Annotated in this window: 13 protein-coding genes and 1 tRNA gene; 8 read left to right on the top strand and 6 right to left on the bottom strand. The window is 34.0% G+C overall.

The window, feature by feature from the left end; genetic code table 11:
* Positions 1 to 160 precede the first annotated feature (160 nt).
* On the top strand, positions 161 to 1,459 hold the full coding sequence (locus ACHZC3_RS00830; protein WP_394757986.1) for a phenylacetate--CoA ligase: 1,299 nt from the start codon (positions 161 to 163) through the stop codon (positions 1,457 to 1,459).
* 197 nt (positions 1,460 to 1,656) lie between these two features.
* On the top strand, positions 1,657 to 2,649 hold the full coding sequence (gene dusB / locus ACHZC3_RS00825; protein WP_394757985.1) for a tRNA dihydrouridine synthase DusB: 993 nt from the start codon (positions 1,657 to 1,659) through the stop codon (positions 2,647 to 2,649).
* 201 nt (positions 2,650 to 2,850) lie between these two features.
* On the opposite strand, the gene ACHZC3_RS00820 is transcribed toward dusB, so the two are convergent.
* The 3 genes from ACHZC3_RS00820 to rbfA form a co-directional block, all read right to left on the bottom strand.
* Positions 2,851 to 3,399: an REP-associated tyrosine transposase gene (locus tag ACHZC3_RS00820; protein ID WP_394757984.1), complete on the bottom strand. Its 549-nt coding sequence runs from the start codon at positions 3,397 to 3,399 to the stop codon at positions 2,851 to 2,853.
* Between the two features lie 233 nt (positions 3,400 to 3,632).
* The gene (locus ACHZC3_RS00815) at positions 3,633 to 4,832 is read right to left on the bottom strand and encodes an ABC transporter permease (RefSeq protein WP_394757983.1); all 1,200 of its coding nucleotides are present in this window, start codon (positions 4,830 to 4,832) and stop codon (positions 3,633 to 3,635) included.
* Position 4,833: 1 nt separating this feature from the next.
* Positions 4,834 to 5,226 carry a 30S ribosome-binding factor RbfA gene (gene rbfA, locus ACHZC3_RS00810; RefSeq protein WP_394757982.1) on the bottom strand — a complete coding sequence of 131 codons (393 nt, stop codon included), beginning with the start codon at positions 5,224 to 5,226 and terminating at the stop codon, positions 4,834 to 4,836.
* Positions 5,227 to 5,449: 223 nt separating this feature from the next.
* Here rbfA and mce point away from each other — a divergent pair, with 223 nt between their 5' ends.
* The 3 genes from mce to ACHZC3_RS00795 all read left to right on the top strand — a co-directional run bounded on the left by mce (position 5,450) and on the right by ACHZC3_RS00795 (position 6,424).
* Positions 5,450 to 5,854: a methylmalonyl-CoA epimerase gene (gene mce / locus ACHZC3_RS00805; protein ID WP_394757981.1), complete on the top strand. Its 405-nt coding sequence runs from the start codon at positions 5,450 to 5,452 to the stop codon at positions 5,852 to 5,854.
* Between the two features lie 100 nt (positions 5,855 to 5,954).
* Positions 5,955 to 6,028, top strand: a tRNA-Ile gene (locus ACHZC3_RS00800).
* A gap of 186 nt (positions 6,029 to 6,214) precedes the next feature.
* A complete protein-coding gene (locus tag ACHZC3_RS00795) occupies positions 6,215 to 6,424 on the top strand; it encodes a PID-CTERM protein-sorting domain-containing protein (protein WP_394757980.1) in 210 nt (69 codons plus the stop codon).
* Positions 6,425 to 6,473: 49 nt separating this feature from the next.
* Here ACHZC3_RS00795 and bioB read toward each other — a convergent pair whose 3' ends face one another.
* The 3 genes from bioB to ACHZC3_RS00780 all read right to left on the bottom strand — a co-directional run bounded on the left by bioB (position 6,474) and on the right by ACHZC3_RS00780 (position 9,166).
* The gene (gene bioB / locus ACHZC3_RS00790) at positions 6,474 to 7,562 is read right to left on the bottom strand and encodes a biotin synthase BioB (RefSeq protein ID WP_394757979.1); all 1,089 of its coding nucleotides are present in this window, start codon (positions 7,560 to 7,562) and stop codon (positions 6,474 to 6,476) included.
* A 134-nt stretch (positions 7,563 to 7,696) separates the two neighbouring features.
* Complete coding sequence (locus tag ACHZC3_RS00785; protein ID WP_394757978.1) at positions 7,697 to 8,140, bottom strand: hypothetical protein; 444 nt, start codon at positions 8,138 to 8,140, stop codon at positions 7,697 to 7,699.
* Positions 8,141 to 8,245: 105 nt separating this feature from the next.
* A complete protein-coding gene (locus ACHZC3_RS00780; RefSeq protein ID WP_394757977.1) occupies positions 8,246 to 9,166 on the bottom strand; it encodes a bifunctional riboflavin kinase/FAD synthetase in 921 nt (306 codons plus the stop codon).
* Positions 9,167 to 9,337: 171 nt separating this feature from the next.
* Between ACHZC3_RS00780 and ACHZC3_RS00775 the strand changes: the two genes are divergently transcribed.
* From ACHZC3_RS00775 to ACHZC3_RS00765, 3 genes are all read left to right on the top strand, one after another.
* On the top strand, positions 9,338 to 12,160 hold the full coding sequence (locus ACHZC3_RS00775; RefSeq protein ID WP_394757976.1) for a reprolysin-like metallopeptidase: 2,823 nt from the start codon (positions 9,338 to 9,340) through the stop codon (positions 12,158 to 12,160).
* 123 nt (positions 12,161 to 12,283) lie between these two features.
* Positions 12,284 to 15,661, top strand: a complete 3,378-nt coding sequence (locus ACHZC3_RS00770) for a reprolysin-like metallopeptidase (protein ID WP_394757975.1) — start codon at positions 12,284 to 12,286, stop codon at positions 15,659 to 15,661.
* A gap of 121 nt (positions 15,662 to 15,782) precedes the next feature.
* A partial coding sequence (locus ACHZC3_RS00765; protein ID WP_394757974.1) for a reprolysin-like metallopeptidase occupies positions 15,783 to 17,051 on the top strand: 1,269 nt, incomplete at its 3' end.

Here is a 17,051-nt window from a genome sequence, read left to right as displayed (position 1 = left end):
ATTGGGTTGTTTATTATAAGGTAGGATTGAATTTTTATCAAAAAAAACAATATCTATTAGCAAAAGAGCAATTCGAAAAAGCGTTAACAAAAGAAATTACGACACTTCCTGAGAAATTAGAAATCGAGAAGTATTTAAAGAAAATAGAAAGAAAACTACAATGATTCCAAAAATAGAAACCGCAACAACCGAAGAAATTAAATCTTTTCAGGAGCAAAAACTTTTGGAATTACTGACTTATGTAAATCAAAATTCGCCTTATTACAAAAGACTTTTTTCGAAATCGGCTATTGATGTAAAAAGCATAAAAACACTAGAAGATTTGCAATTGTTGCCTGTAACTTCAAAAGAAGATTTGCAAAAACACAACGATGATTTCTTGTGCGTTCCGGTTACTAAAATAATCGATTATGCTACAACTTCAGGAACATTAGGAGAGCCTGTAACATTTGGTTTGACCGATAATGATTTAGAAAGATTGGCTTATAACGAAGCAATTTCGTTTGATTGTGCAGGTATAAAAGAAGGTGATGTGGTGCAAATGATGACCACCATCGACCGAAGATTTATGGCTGGATTGGCTTACTTTTTAGGGTTACGAAAAATGAAAGTAGGCGTAATTCGTGTGGGCGCAGGAATTCCTGAACTGCAATGGGATTCTATTTTAAAATACAAACCAACACACTTAATAACAGTTCCATCATTTTTATTGAAATTGATAGAATATGCCGAAAATAACAATATCGATTATAACAATTCAAGTATAAAAGGTGCAATTTGCATTGGAGAATCACTTCGGAATCAGGATTTTTCGATGAGTATTTTATCTAAAAAAATAACTGATAAATGGAATATTAAGTTATTTTCGACTTATGCATCGACCGAAATGAGTACCGCATTTACCGAATGTGAACATTCAATTGGTGGTCACCATCATCCAGAATTAATTATTATCGAAGTTTTAGACGAGAATAATAAGCCTGTAAAAAATGGAGAATCTGGCGAATTAACTTTCACTACAATTGGAGTAGAAGCCATGCCATTAGTTCGTTTCAAAACTGGCGATATCGTACAATTACATGCTGAATCTTGTGCTTGCGGACGAAACACGTTGCGAGTTGGACCAGTAATTGGGCGAAAACAACAAATGATAAAATACAAAGGAACGACTTTGTATCCGCCAGCGATGAATGATGTTTTAACTCATTTTGAAAACATAGAAAGTCATATTATCGAAATTTCTACTAACGATTTAGGAACCGATGAGATTTTAATAAAAATTGCGGTCAAAAATAAATCGGAAGTATTTTTGCAAGAACTGAAAGACCATTTTAGAGCCAAATTGAGAGTAACTCCAAAAATTGAATTTACGACGAAAGAGATTCTAAATCCACTTATTTATAATCCCATGAGTAGAAAACCAATCACTTTTTTCGATAAAAGAAAGAATGATTATTAACTAATTATGCAAAGTTTGTCATTTCGACGAAGGAGAAATCACATTTAATTATTCGAATTATTTGATTTCTCCTTCGTCGAAATGTCAAAATCCATAAGATTACAAATAGAAATTCGTAGTAATTTGTGTAATTCATGGTATAAAATAAGTCTATTATCTCTCACAGAAAACTTCTATCTTTGCAAAAAAAATAGACAATGCCTAAAATAGGTAACATCATATTGCCAGATTTCCCATTACTACTCGCACCTATGGAAGACGTGAGCGATCCGCCGTTTCGTAGATTGTGTAAATTGCATGGTGCCGATTTAATGTATTCGGAATTTATTTCTTCCGAAGGATTAATTCGTGACGCCATAAAAAGCCGACAAAAATTAGATATTTTCGATTATGAACGACCAGTTGGAATTCAAATTTTTGGTGGCGATGAGGAAGCTATGGCGATGTCAGCCAAAATTGTCGATGCTGTTCATCCTGATTTAGTAGATATAAATTATGGTTGTCCTGTAAAAAAAGTAGTTTGCAAAGGAGCAGGAGCAGGCGTTCTAAAAGATGTAGATCTTATGGTTCGGTTGACTAAAGCTGTTATTAGAAGTACTAGTTTGCCAGTGACTGTAAAAACCCGTTTGGGTTGGGACGATAATTCTATTAATATTGATGAAGTTGCCGAACGTTTGCAGGATATTGGCGTGCAAGCACTAACCGTTCATGGGAGAACAAGAGCACAAATGTATAAAGGCCATTCGGACTGGACACACATAGAAAGAGTAAAAAATAATCCTAGAATTACGATGCCTATCTTTGGAAATGGCGATATCGATTCTCCCGAAAAAGCATTAGAATACAAGAACAAATTTGGTCTCGATGGTATGATGATTGGTCGTGCTGCGATAGGATATCCTTGGATTTTTAATGAAATAAAACATTATTTTGCCACAGGAGAACATTTGCCAGCACCAACAGTTATCGATAGAGTAGAAGCAGCCAGAAACCACCTGACTTGGTCTATGGACTGGAAAGGAGAACGCGTAGGAATTGTTGAGATGCGTCGTCATTACACCAATTATTTTAAAGGAATTCACTCATTTAAGGAATACAAACAAAGATTGGTTACTCTCGATGATCCTGAGGAATTATTTAAAGTATTAAGTGAAGTTGAAGAGGTTTATGCTGGGTATCAGTTTGTTTAGGTGGTTATGATTCAAGTAATAATATTGTTCTATTTGTCAATTCATTTTTATATTTAAGTAAATCATCAATGTGTTCCAATAGATATTCATTATTATCAATGATTACTTTCATTTTAGAATCACTAAATACAAGTTTACAGATTACTTTTTTTGTTGAATCTCACCGCTAGCGCGAGCTTCCAGCTCGTGCCTACAATCAATTTAATTAAGATCTATTTCTAAAATTGTTTGGTCATGATTGCCATAATTCCTTGCACTACTATACTTCCAGTCTATTGCGTCAGTTACAAAGCCTGTTTCAATGGGATTATTATGAATGTAATTCAATTTTTGTTCAAATACTTTTAAAGACCAAATTTCGATTGGGTTATTATTTTGCTGCCAAAATTGTCTATGTTCTACATTGCTGTTTTTCTTTCCAGCTCTTTCAAACATCCATAGCATCCATTCTCGTCTACTTTCTTGTGGATTTTCTTCTATTACTGTTAACATTTTTCGAGAAGTAAATCCTTTAAAATCTCTTATCAAACCTGAAGGATCTCCTAATGAAGAGCGAAATATTAAATGTATATGACTTGGCATAATGCAATAACCATATATTTCCATTCCTTTATTTTTTCTGCAATAATCTAAAGATTCGATAATACAAACAAAATAATCTTCTCTTGTAAAAACATCTATCCAATTAACAGTTGCAAAACTTATAAAATAAGCGCCTTCTTTTTCTCCAAACTTATATTTTCTACTCATAAATATAATATTGTTTTTATTTTGTTTGTGGGCACGAGCTAGAAGCTCGCGCTAGCAATGTGATTTATCAATTCTGCAGTTTGCGTTAGGGATTGCAGTGAAAATCCTTTTCCTATTTTCTTTAAAAAGGAAAAGATTACTTCATTATACTTTTATTTTCATCGGAGTTCAGTGAACTTCGTTTGTAACGAAAAGCCCGACCGAGATTTTTTTATCGAGGTAACGCCCAACTATTACTCCAACAATTTTTTGCTCACACGACTTCCAGCAATAAAGGAAGCCATAACGCCTAATGTTATAATTGTTGCTAGAACAATGGCTACATTTTGCAAATTGAAAATTACAGGATAAGCTAGAGATTCGGTAATCATAACCACCTTAAAATATTGCTGAATTAGCACAATTATTATTCCTAAAAACAAGCCTATAAATCCGCCAAAAACAGTTAGTAAAGTACCCTGCAGCAAAAATATTCTTCGCAAATCGGGAATAGGAGTTCCTACATTATACAATGTTTTTAGGTTGTCTTTTTTGTCAAGAATCATCATGATAATAGCACCTGCTAGCGTAAATAAGATAAGAATAATAACTAGAGTACAAATAAGATACAGAATAGTGTTTTCGGTATTTAGCATTTTGTACAAACTGTCGTTCAGTTGTTGTCTGGTCTTAATAATAACCTGATTGCCAAAAATTACATGTAAGTCTTCTATTACTTTTTCTTCCTTTACTTTTTCTGAAAGTTTTATCTCTAAACCAGTCACTTGATTGGGTTTAAATTCTAGTAGTTCTTGGGTAAGTTCTAAATCGGCAAAAACATATTTAGAATCCAGTTCGTCATTTATGGCATAAATCCCAATAGGAACTAAATTCGATTTATTGAAAGCATTTTCGGCACTAGAAATGGCGCCTTTTCCAGGTTTTGGAACAAAAATCTCGAAGGCATTTTCTAAATCAAATAAGCCTAAAGATAATTTCTGACTTATCGTGTTTCCTATAACAACCTGAGGGGTTTTTGGCGCAAGCCATTGCCCTTGATACATGGCTTTGCTAACGTTGTTTACTAAATTATACTGACCGTCAACACCTTTTATGTTAGCGACTTGTTCTTTATTTTTGTACAAAAAAAGCACTTTTTCTTCTACCGTTTTGCTATAAAAAGCAATGTCTTTATTGGTTTTTATTTTTTGCTTTTGGTCTTCTGAAATAAGAAAAGATTTTCCGTATTTTGGAATTATTTTCAAATCAGGGTCAAAGTCATTGCTAAACGATAAACTAAAATCTTTTAGCCCACTAAAAATTGATAAAAACACAAAAAGAACCATAGCGCCAATAACGATTCCACCCAAAGCAATTTTAGAAATAATGTTAATCGCATTATTGCTACTTCGGCTAAAAACGTAACGTTTGGCTATGTAAAAAGGAAAATTCAAACTATATTTTCTTTCTTTTTTCTAATAAATCACGATTTTCTATAGGATTTTCTTTCCCAGCAAGCGCATTGTCTATTTTCTCGATATAATCTAAACTATCATCAATATAAAAAGCTAGGTTAGGAACCTTACGCAACTGCAATCGAACACGTTGTGATAAATCATGTTTTATCAAATACATGTTAGACTTGATAGATTCCAATATTTCAGGTGCTTTTTCTTGCGGAAAAACACTCAAATAAACTCTCGCCACACCTAAATCAGTAGTTACAGTTACTTTAGAAACTGAAATAACAAGGTTCGAAATACCGTTCTTACGAATCTCACCTTGCAAAATATCTACTAAATCTTTCTGAATAACTCCGCCTATTTTTTTCTGTCTATTTGTTTCCATACTGCAAAAATACGATATTTTAGTCAAATACATTATTAAAATTAGGAGCGAATTGTTCGGGCATTTTCTTGAAATTACTTTCCTGCTTTCGTCTTTATCCATCTCGTTCCAAAAGACGTGACGGGATATCGCCTCACACGAGCGTCGCGAACTGGCGAAGCAATCAGGGCTATTTTTGGAAATGAATTGTATTTTTGCGAACTTTGTAATAAATAAAACGATAATGAGAAAAATAGAACATATAGGAATTGCAGTCAAAAGTCTAGAAGTTTCCAATTTAATTTTCGAAAAATTATTCGGTGCACCATCATATAAGCAAGAAGAAGTAGTGAGTGAAGGTGTAAAAACTTCATTTTTTATGAATGGACCAAATAAAATTGAATTATTAGAAGCTACAAATCCAGAAAGTCCCATTGCTAAATTCTTAGAAAAAAAAGGAGAAGGAGTACATCATATCGCTTTTGATGTAGAAGATATTGTTTCAGAAATAGCTCGTTTACAGTTAGAAGGGTTTGTAGTTCTAAACGAAATCCCAAAAAAAGGAGCCGATAATAAACTAGTGGCTTTTTTGCATCCTAAATCTACAAACGGTGTTTTAATAGAATTGTGTCAAGAAATTAAAGATTAATTTTGGGAATCTCAAAAAATGTAGTAATATTGCAACCTCAAATAAAACATAGCTTTATTTGATAAGTACAGGAATATATAAAACCTGTATAAATAAAATTGGTCCTATAGCTCATTCGGTTAGAGCAACTGACTCATAATCAGTAGGTGCTTGGTTCGATTCCAAGTGGGACCACATAAAAACAAAAAACCTTTCAAGTAATTGAAAGGTTTTTTTGTTTTTATTTTATTTTTTTATAAAATTAATTGGTTGAATCAATTATTTCACTTAATATTGTCTCGAAGTTGAATTAAAAAAATTTACTAAATATTAATATTAAAATATTTGTTTAAAAAGTTTTTTTGTATATTTTTAAGAACTATGAATATTGCTCCAAAAAAAATCAGCCTAAGTTTGTTAGCCTTACTAGCAACTTTTACTACATTAGCGGCTCCTCCAGTAGGACCACCGCCACCTACGCCACCACCACCACCAGGTTTGCCTATAGATGGGAGTGTTGTATTACTTGTAACCGTAGCAATAGTATATGGTTTTTATACACTTAAGAAATTTAAATTACAATCTAAATAAAAAAAGGTACGCATTGCGTACCTTTTTTGTTATATATATATATATTAGTTTAGTTTTTTCCTTTGGTCGAAACTTCAAGATTTCTCTCAATAGTGTGGCTCGGTCTTGTCCATTTTGGTTTTTCACCTAATGATTCGTATTGAGAATCTTTAGCCTCAACGGTTGTTGGTTGCGATACTTTCGTAAATGGTTTTTGAGGATTTAGCCCTAACATCTCAAACATTTTCATATCTTCATTTACGTCTGGGTTTGGAGTTGTTAGTAATTTATCGCCAGCAAAAATTGAATTTGCTCCAGCAAAAAAGCACATAGCTTGACCTTCTCTACTCATATTCATTCTTCCTGCTGAAAGGCGAACTTGAGTTTCTGGCATAATAATACGGGTTGTGGCAACCATACGAATCATCTCCCAAATCTCTACAGGTTTTTCTTCTTCCATTGGAGTTCCTTCTACAGCAACTAATGCATTTATAGGCACCGATTCTGGTTGTGGGTTTAATGTTGATAATGCTACTAGCATTCCAGCTCTATCTTCAATACTTTCTCCCATGCCAATAATACCACCACTACAAACAGTAACATTTGTTTTTCTAACATTCTCAATAGTCTGAATTCTATCTTCAAAACCTCGTGTTGAAATCACCTCTTTATAGTATTCTTCAGACGTATCTAAGTTGTGGTTGTAGGCATATAGTCCTGCTTCTGCCAAACGGTGTGCTTGGTTTTCGGTAATCATACCTAAAGTACAACAAACTTCCATGTCAAGTTTGTTTATGGTCCTTACCATTTCTAGAACTTGATCAAATTCTGGTCCGTCTTTTACATTTCTCCAAGCTGCTCCCATGCAAACTCTAGATGATCCAGATGATTTTGCTCGCAGAGCCTGTGCTTTTACTTGTTGTACACTCATTAGGTCGTTCCCTTCAATATCGGTATGATATCTAGCGGCTTGTGGGCAATAACCACAATCTTCAGGACAACCACCGGTTTTTATAGAAAGTAAAGTTGAAACCTGAACGACATTTGGGTCATGATGTTCTCTGTGAATGGAAGCTGCTTCATAAAGCAAATCCATCAAAGGCTTATTGTATATAGTAATTATTTCTTCTTTCGTCCAGTTATTTCTCATTACACTCATAATAATATCTTATAATAGGTGTCAAAAATAAGGATTTCAATTTAAAGTTTGATACTCATTTTCATTTAAACTAAAAAAATGTTTTTAGGAAATAAATTTCGCTAAAAACATTTTGTTCAAAATGTATTTTTATCCTAAAAATGCTTTACAGGTCTGTCTTTCCAATACTGCATTAAAGTGAATGTAATAATTATGGACGAAGCAATACCTTCAAAAAGTAGTCCTATGCAATATTGATTCATAGATGGCGCGCCTCCTCCGAATAGAAAGTTTTGAGATAGTTTTGCTAAATAAGCATCGCCACCCTTCATAGAAATATATACCAACAAGCCAATAATACTTAAAACAACACCAATTAATGAAGTAAGAGTTCCCGAAATTAAGTTGTCTAAATATTCTGTCTTGCCTTCTTGGTAATTAGATTTTATAGTTTTATTTAAAAAATAAATAACAATAAAAATATTTAGCATTCTAAGCCAAAAAACATCAGACAATCCTAGTAACTCCATGGTTAGGAAAAAAATTCCAATCCCAATAAAAATTAAAATACCATTATTAAGTTCTTTTGAAACACCCATAGCAATAAGATTTAATTAAACAATAGGTTAAATATGTAGAAATATTACATCAAATATATTTAATAAATAATTGAATAGCAAATATTTAACAGCATATATTTTAAATTAAAAATAGTCTAAAGAAGTAATTTTATCTTGTTCAAGTTGTGTTTTTAATTCGTTAATCGAATTAAATTTCACCTCATCTCTAATAAAGTCGTGAACAGAAATTGTAATATCTAAATCGTATAAGTCTTGATTTGTGTCAAAAAAATGAACTTCAATAGTTGTATTTTTTCCGTCAATAGTAGGTTTAGTTCCAATATTCATCATACCTCGGTGGGTGGTATTTTGCCATAACCCTTCTACAATGTAAACGCCATTTTTTGGAATAATTTTTTGCTGGTTTTCAATAATAAGATTTGCAGTAGGAAAGCCAATTGTTCTGCCGAGTTGTTTTCCTGTAACTACTTTTCCTGTAAAAGAGTAATTATAACCTAAATATTGATTCGCCAATTTGATATTCCCGTTACTTATCGCATTACGAATTTTAGTTGAGCTAATAGAAATTTCGTCAATTTCTTCGGCAGAAATTTGTTCTACATCAAAATGATACTTTTTCCCAAAATATATTAAATCATGAATATCTGAGGAACGATTTTTTCCGAAACGATGATCGTATCCAATAATTATTTTATGAATATTTAATTTGTCAACTAAAATGGTCTTTACAAATTCTTCGCCTGTCAACTCTGAAAATGAAGCGTCAAAAGTATGAATAATAAGATTGTCAATGCCGCATTTTTCTAAAAGATCCGTTTTTTCTGCATTTGTATTTAATAACTTAATAGTATTCTCAGCTTGTAAAACACTTCGTGGATGCTGTAAAAATGTCAGTACGACACTTTCTAAATTGTTATTTTGTGTGCTATTTAAAAGTCTATTTATAATTTTTTGATGTCCTAAATGAACACCGTCAAAAGTGCCCAACGTAATAACGGTTCTTTTTTGAGAGGTGAATTCGGAAATAGAATGGAATACTTTCAATGCCTGATATTTTTTATTTAACAAAGATAAACTTAACTTTTGAATTAAGGAAAAAGCTTTTGTAAATCCGTTAATCTTAATTAATTAGCCTTTAATCTTATTTTTTTTTAAAAAGTTATTAGTTTTTGTAAAAAATGGTATATTTGTTTTCATAACCAAAATTTTTTAATAATGAAAAAACAATTACTTGTAGCATTAGCTTCTGTTTTTATGTTTTGTCAAGCACAAGCACAAACAGACAGGGTGTGGTCGCCAAACAAAGGTGGATCTGATAAAATTGTTACTGCAAAAGGAGTAGCAAGACAGTCGTTCCCTAAAAAATTCGATTTATACAATCTGAATTTAGAAGAGATAAGAAGAACTTTATTTTCAAGTCAATCTTCATCAAGACAATCTGTTGTTATTACATTGCCAAATACTAATGGGCAATTAGAGCAGTTTGAAATGTATGAAGCGTCAAATTTTGAAGCTGATTTGCAAGCTCAATTTCCTGAAATTAGAGCCTATTCTGGAAAAGGAATTACAGACAAATATGCAACATTGAAGTTGAGTATTTCTCCGCAAGGAATTCAAACTATGGTTTTTAGAACCGATAAAGAAAATGAATTCATGGAGCCATATTCTCAAGACGGAAAAGTATATGCTGTTTTCAATTCTCAAAGAGAAAAAGGAAAATTAGCTTGGACTTGTTCTGTTGATGATCAGAAAATGTTTGCTGATGTAGCATCTAAATTATCAAATACAAGTCGTTCTAGTGCAGGACAGCTTAAAACTATGCGTTTAGCACAATCTTGTACAGGAGAATATTCTGTTTATTTTGCTGATAAAATTGCTGTAGGGACTCCTCCAACGGTTGCTATAACTTTGGCAGCTATTAATGCTACTCTAACAAGATGTAATGGTATTTATGAAAAAGATTTAGCTCTTCACTTGAATTTAATAAGCAACACCACTATTTTATATTTAGATCCTCTTACAGACCCATATGCTGATGAAGCAACTGGATTAGCTGATATTGCAGGATGTACGTCAGCAACTTTCGATTGTCCTGGAACATGGAACAACCAATTGCAAAGCACATTAACATCGGTAATAGGAGAAGCTAACTACGATATTGGGCATTTATTTGGTGCGTCAGGTGGAGGTGGAAATGCTGGATGTATTGGTTGTGTGTGTAATGCGTTACGAACTTCTAATTCAACTCCAACATATCAAAGAGGAAAAGGAGAAGGAATTACGTCTCCAGGGGATGCTATTCCTGAAGGAGATAATTTTGATATAGATTATGTAGTCCATGAAGTGGGTCATCAATTAGGTGGAAATCACACTTTTTCGATGTCCAATGAAGGATCAGGAGTAAATATGGAAGTGGGTTCTGGTGTAACCATTATGGGTTATGCTGGTATTACAGCGCAAGATGTAGCGCCTCACTCTATAGATGTTTATCATGCAGGAACCATATCGCAAATTCAAACCAATTTAGCAGGAAAAACTTGTCCTGTAACGGTTAGTTTAACAGGGGTTAATGCAACACCGGTAACAAATGCTGGAGCTGATTTTACGATTCCTAGAAGTACACCTTTTATATTAACAGGTTCAGCTACTGATGGTAATGCTGGAGATGTTTTAACCTATAGCTGGGAGCAAGTAGATAACGCAGCAAATACGGCTGCTCAAACAGGAGTAAACAGTGCTGCTGCTATCGCGAAAGCAGGTGGTCCAAACTGGAGAACATATAGTCCTAGTGCTTCTCCTGTAAGATACATGCCTAGAATGTCATCTGTTTTAGTTGGTTCAGCAACAACTGCTGGGGCAGAAATTAATGTAGAAGCATTAAGTTCTGTAGCTAGAACATTAAATTTTAGACTAACTACAAGAGATAACGCTGCTTATATTGCGTCAAATAAAGTTGGTCAAACTAGTTTTGATAATATGATTATTACTGTAGATGCAACAAGAGGGCCTCTTACAGTAACTTCTCAAAATGTTGCTAGTCAGTCTTGGTTACAAGGATCAACGCAAACGATTACTTGGACTGTAAATAATACAAATGCTAGTGCTGGTGGAGCCAATGTAGACATCTTGTTATCTACAGATGGTGGTTTAACTTACCCAACCGTATTAGTAGCAGGAACACCTAATGATGGTACACAAACAATAACTGTGCCTAACATTACTGCTACAAATTGTAGAGTAATGGTTAAGGCAAGTGCAAGTATTTTCTTTAATGTTAACTTACAGGATATTGCTATTGGTTATACTGTAGCAAATTCATGTGCTAGTTATTCTAATAATACGCCGCTAACTGTTATTGATGATAGTCCTGCAAATAACTCACCAGGAACATCAGTTTCAAAAACTATTAGTGTACCAGTTACAGCTAATATAACGGATGTAAATGTAACTTTAGCAGCAACACATGGTTATACATGGGATATGGTAGTAAGAATGAGTCATCCTGATGGGACTCCAGTTGTTTTATGGAATAGAAATTGTAACAATCTTTCAACAGGATTTAATATTCTTTTCAATAATGGTTCGCCAGCAATTGTTTGTGTTAACAATGGTAGTGCAACAGGAACTTATGCTCCAGCAGGAAGTTTGGCATCACTAAATGGTAAGCCAGCAAATGGCACATGGACTTTATCAGCGGAGGATTATTGGTTAGGAGATGAAGGGTCGTTAAATAACTGGTCTATTGAGGTTTGTTCTAACGTTTATACTCTTTCTAACCCTGATTTCGAATTTGCGGATTTTAACTTGTATCCTAATCCTAATAATGGAGATTTTACAGTAAAATTTACATCAGACACTAGTAATGACATAAAAATTAATGTACACGATATGAGAGGACGTCAAGTATATGAGAAATCATTCTCTAATACAGGAGCTTTCAATCAAAATGTTAATTTAAGCAAAGTACAAGCGGGAGTTTATTTAGTGTCTATTATAGATGGTGCTAAGAAAACGGTAAAACGTATTGTTGTAGAATAAGAATAATTCAATAAATAATAAAAACGCGAGCAATAGCTCGCGTTTTTTTTGTTAAAACATTTTGTAATGTTAAAATAATAAGTACTTTAGTATTCAAAATTTATTAACCCAAATTTATTAAAAATGAAAAAACAATTACTATTAGTTTTTGTTTCACTTTTTGGAATGGTTCAAATACAAGCCCAAACGGGAGGTTATTGGAGTTCAAGTGAAACTAGTAAAGGGAGAGTTGCAACCGATAAAGGAGTTGCTAGACTATCTTTTCCAAAAGAATTCAAGCTTTATGATTTGAATCTTGGATCCATGAGAGAAACTTTATTCTCAACAAGAAACATTACTTCAAAAACCAAAACTATCATTTCTTTGCCAAATGCAGATGGGCAAATGGAAGAGTTTGAAATGTTTGAAGCCTCAAACTTTGATACTGAATTACAAGAAAGGTTTCCAGAAATTAGGGCCTATTCAGGAAAAGGAATTACCGACAGATATGCAACATTAAAACTAAGTATTTCTCCGCAAGGCATTCAAACAATGGTTTTTAGAACCGATAAGGAAAACGAATTTATCGAACCGTATTCTCAAGACCATACTGTTTATGCAGTATTCAAATCACAAAGAGAAAAAGGAAAGTTGCCTTGGTCTTGCTCTACAGATGATCAAAAATTAGTTGTTGATTTAGCTGGAAAAGCAGGCGATATTGCTAAATCTAGCGCTGGAGAACTTAAGACTATGCGTTTAGCACAATCTTGTAATGGCGAATACGCTAATTATTTTGGCGCAACAAGTTCGGCTCAAGTTGGTTTGGTTCTAGCTGCTTTCAATGCGACATTAACGCGTTGTAATGGTGTTTACGAAAAAGATTTAGCGTTACACCTTAATTTAGTTGCAGGCTCAACAAATGTTATTTATTATAATCCAGCAACTGATCCATATTCTACTACATTAAGCAGTTGGAATACTTCTTTACAAATAGCATTAAACACGACTTTAACAGGTCCAAGTACCACATTAGCAGCTAACAATGCAGCTTACGATATTGGCCACATGTTTGGAGCTACTGGTGGTGGTGGAAACGCAGGTTGTATTGGTTGCCCATGTGTAGATGGTGTTGCTGCTGGTACTGGTTCTACTAAAGGAAGAGGTATTACCTCTCCAGCTGATGGTATTCCTCAAGGAGATAATTTCGATATCGATTATGTGGTACACGAAATAGGACACCAACTAGGTGGAAATCATACTTTTTCTATGTCAAATGAAGGTGCTGGAGTTAATAAAGAAGTTGGATCTGGAATAACTATTATGGGTTATGCAGGAATAACTAGTCAAGACATTGCTCCTCACTCTATAGCTTATTATCATGAAGCTACCATTGCTCAAATTCAAGAGGTTTTGGCTGGTGTAACTTGTCCTATAACAACTTCTTTAGCTGGGACTAACGCTACGCCTGTCGTATCTCCAGTTAGTAATTATACTATTCCAATTAGCACTCCATTTATTTTGACTGGTTCTGCAACTGATGCTAACGCAGGTGACGCACTCACTTATAGTTGGGAGCAAAATGATGACGGTGGGTCATCAACTGGAGCCGCAAGTAGTGCTTCAACTACAAAAACTGTTGGTCCTAATTTTATTTCATTTTCACCTACGGTATCTCCGTCAAGATACTTTCCTAGACTGGCTTCAGTTATATCAAACTCTGCAACTACCGGTTTAATAGGTACTCCTGGAGATGCAGGAATGTTGTCAGAAGCATTAAGCTCTGTGGCTAGAACATTAAATTTTAGATTGACGGTTAGAGATAACTCTCCTTATAGTTCTACGGCACCTATCAAGGTAGGTCAAACCGCTTTTACTGATATGACAGTTACTGTAGATGCTGCTGCTGGACCATTCTCATTAACAATTCCTAGCACAACCGGATTGTCTTACGGAGTAGGTACAAATCAAACAGTTACTTGGAATGTTGCAAGTACAAACACTGGAGCTGTTAATACGCCATATGTAGATTTATATTTATCTGCAGATGGAGGGAATACTTATCCAATATTATTGGCAAGTAAAGTTCCTAATGATGGTTCGGAAACCATAACTATCCCAAATTCAACAGGAGCTACAAACAGACTTATGGCTCGTGGTAATGGGAATATCTTTTTTGACATTTCTAATAATAATTTTACAATTGCTGCGCCTGTATCATCGTTTGCGGCAGCTTTCAACGGAGCTCCTGGAGAACAGAATAAAGGAGTTTGTCAAGGAGTTAATACTGTAAACTACACATTTGATTATACAGCTTTAAGTGGTTTTTCTGGGACGACTGCATTTAGTGCAACTAGTGTTCCTGTAGGGACAACTGTTACTTTTACACCAACTTCTAGAACAACTTCTGGAACAGTAACAATGGCAGTAAATACAACTGCCAGTACTCCAGCTGCTTTGGCTAATATTATTGTAAATGCCACTTCAGGAGCGACTACAAAAACGGTCCCTTTTTATTTAGATGTACAGCCATTGCCTTCAGTTGCAACTTTAAACACACCCGTAAACAATGCTACTTTGCAAAACACAACAATGAATTTAGTTTGGACTGCAGGTGCTAATACAGTTAACTTCGATATCCAAGTAGCTTCTGACATCGCCTTTACAACAATTGTAGCTTCTGGAAATACATCTGGAACAACATTTGGTGTTTCAGGTTTATCTCAAGCAACAGATTATTGGTGGAGAGTTCGTCCAAATAACGCTGGATGTTCAGCGGCTTACGGAACAGCTTTCAAATTTACTACAGGAATTGTTAACTGTTCTACAGTTTCTAATACTACCGTGCAAACAATTGCTTCAAATGGTAAACCAACAGTTACTTCAACAATTAGCATCCCTAGTGGGGTAACTATTACAGATTTAAACTTAGGTTTGAATATTACCCATACTGTTATAAGTGATTTAATAATTTCTCTGGCAAGCCCTACGGGAACATCAGTAACGGTATTTAATCAAGTATGTGCTAGTAATGATAATATTAACGCAACTTATGATGATAGTGGTATGGTGCTCGCTTGTGGTACTAACCCTGCTGTAAGTGGAACTGTAATTCCATTAAATGCATTGTCTGCTTTTAATGGTCAAAGTTCTACAGGAACTTGGACATTAACTGTAGCTGATAATGATGCAGGATCAGGCGGTGGTGGTTCTTTAAATAGTTGGAGTTTAAATATTTGTAATGTTTCTGCACCCTTATCAAACCCTGAATTTGAATTAAATGATATTAGTTTATTCCCTAATCCAAACACAGGAAATTTTAATGTAAGATTTACTTCGGCTTCAACAAATGAAATAAAAATTAATGTACATGATATGAGAGGACGTCAAGTATATGAAAAATCATTCTCTAATACAGGAGCTTTCAATCAAAATGTTAATTTAAGCAAAGTACAAGCAGGAATTTACTTAGTATCTATTATAGATGGTGCTAAGAAAACGGTAAAACGTATTGTTGTAGAATAAGAATAATTCAATAAATAGTAAAAACGCGAGCTATTGCTCGCGTTTTTTTTGTTAAAACATTTTGGAATGTTAAAATAATAAGTACTTTAGCCACAAATTTATTAACCAAAATCTATTAATAATGAAAAAACAATTACTAATAACCATTAGTTTATTGACTTTTGTAATATCCCATGCACAAACTTCTAATATGTGGAGTGTTGTAAATGAAAATCAATTTAAAGGAATTCAGAAAGTAAATAGGAACTCTTTTGCGAATGAATATAAATTATTTAGCTTAAATATTGATTTGTTGAAAAACACATTAGTAAGCGCTAAAACTAGAAATGATTCTAGAGGGATCTCAAATACTATTATTGAATTACCTAATGCAGAAGGAAACTTAGAGCATTACACTGTTTACGAAATGCCTATTATGGAGCCAGCACTTGCTGCTCAATTCCCTATGATTAAATCGTATGCTGCTCAAGGAATTGAAGACCCTACTGCTGTAGCTAGGTTTTCTGTAACTCAATTAGGATTGCATTCTATGACTTTGTCAGGAGGGAAAAGTACGGTTTTTATAGATCCTTATACTGAGGATAGACAAACTTATATTGTGTATAATAAAGCATCATTAACGAAACCATTAAACGATTTTGAATGTCTAACAAAATCTGAGGTTAGTTTGCCTTCGTTAACTAATGATAGAAACTCAAACCCAACAGAATCATTAAATACTAATGATAAAAAATTAAGAACGTACCGTTTAGCGCAGTCATGTACTGCTGAATATGGAAATCTGTTTATTGGTACTGCTACTACAGATGCTGCCAAGAAAGCAAATATTCAAGCTCAAATGGCTATTACTATGACTAGAGTAAATGGAGTTTATGAAAAAGATTTGTCAATAACAATGATTTTTATTGCGGCTAATGCGTCTTTAATATATCATGGAGCAGTTGGGTCAGATCCTTGGGGTACGGAATATAATACTCAAACAGGATTAACTATTGATGCCAATGTAGGTTTTGCATCCTATGATATAGGACATAATTTTAACACATCAGGTGGTGGTAACGCAGGCTGTATAGGTTGTGTTGCAGGACCAAATACAGTGCCTGCTTCTGGAGAACATAAAGGAACAGGAATGACAGGAAGATCAAATCCTACTGGAGATCCTTTTGATATTGATTATGTGGCACATGAAATGGGACATCAGTTTGGAGGATACCATACTCAAAGTAGTTCAGGTTGCCGTTCAGGAAGTGGTTTAACTGAGGTTGAGCCTGGATCAGGATCAACTATTATGGGATATGCAGGTATTTGTGCCACTAATGTACAAGCGAATAGCGATGCTTATTTTGGATATGTAAATATTAGAGATATTTCTGATAATGTTCAATTTGGA

It is taken from the genome of Flavobacterium sp. (assembly GCF_043720215.1).
GTDB lineage: Bacteria > Bacteroidota > Bacteroidia > Flavobacteriales > Flavobacteriaceae > Flavobacterium.
Note: the sequence above shows the minus strand (reverse complement) of the source record. Positions and strands in the feature narration are given on the sequence as shown.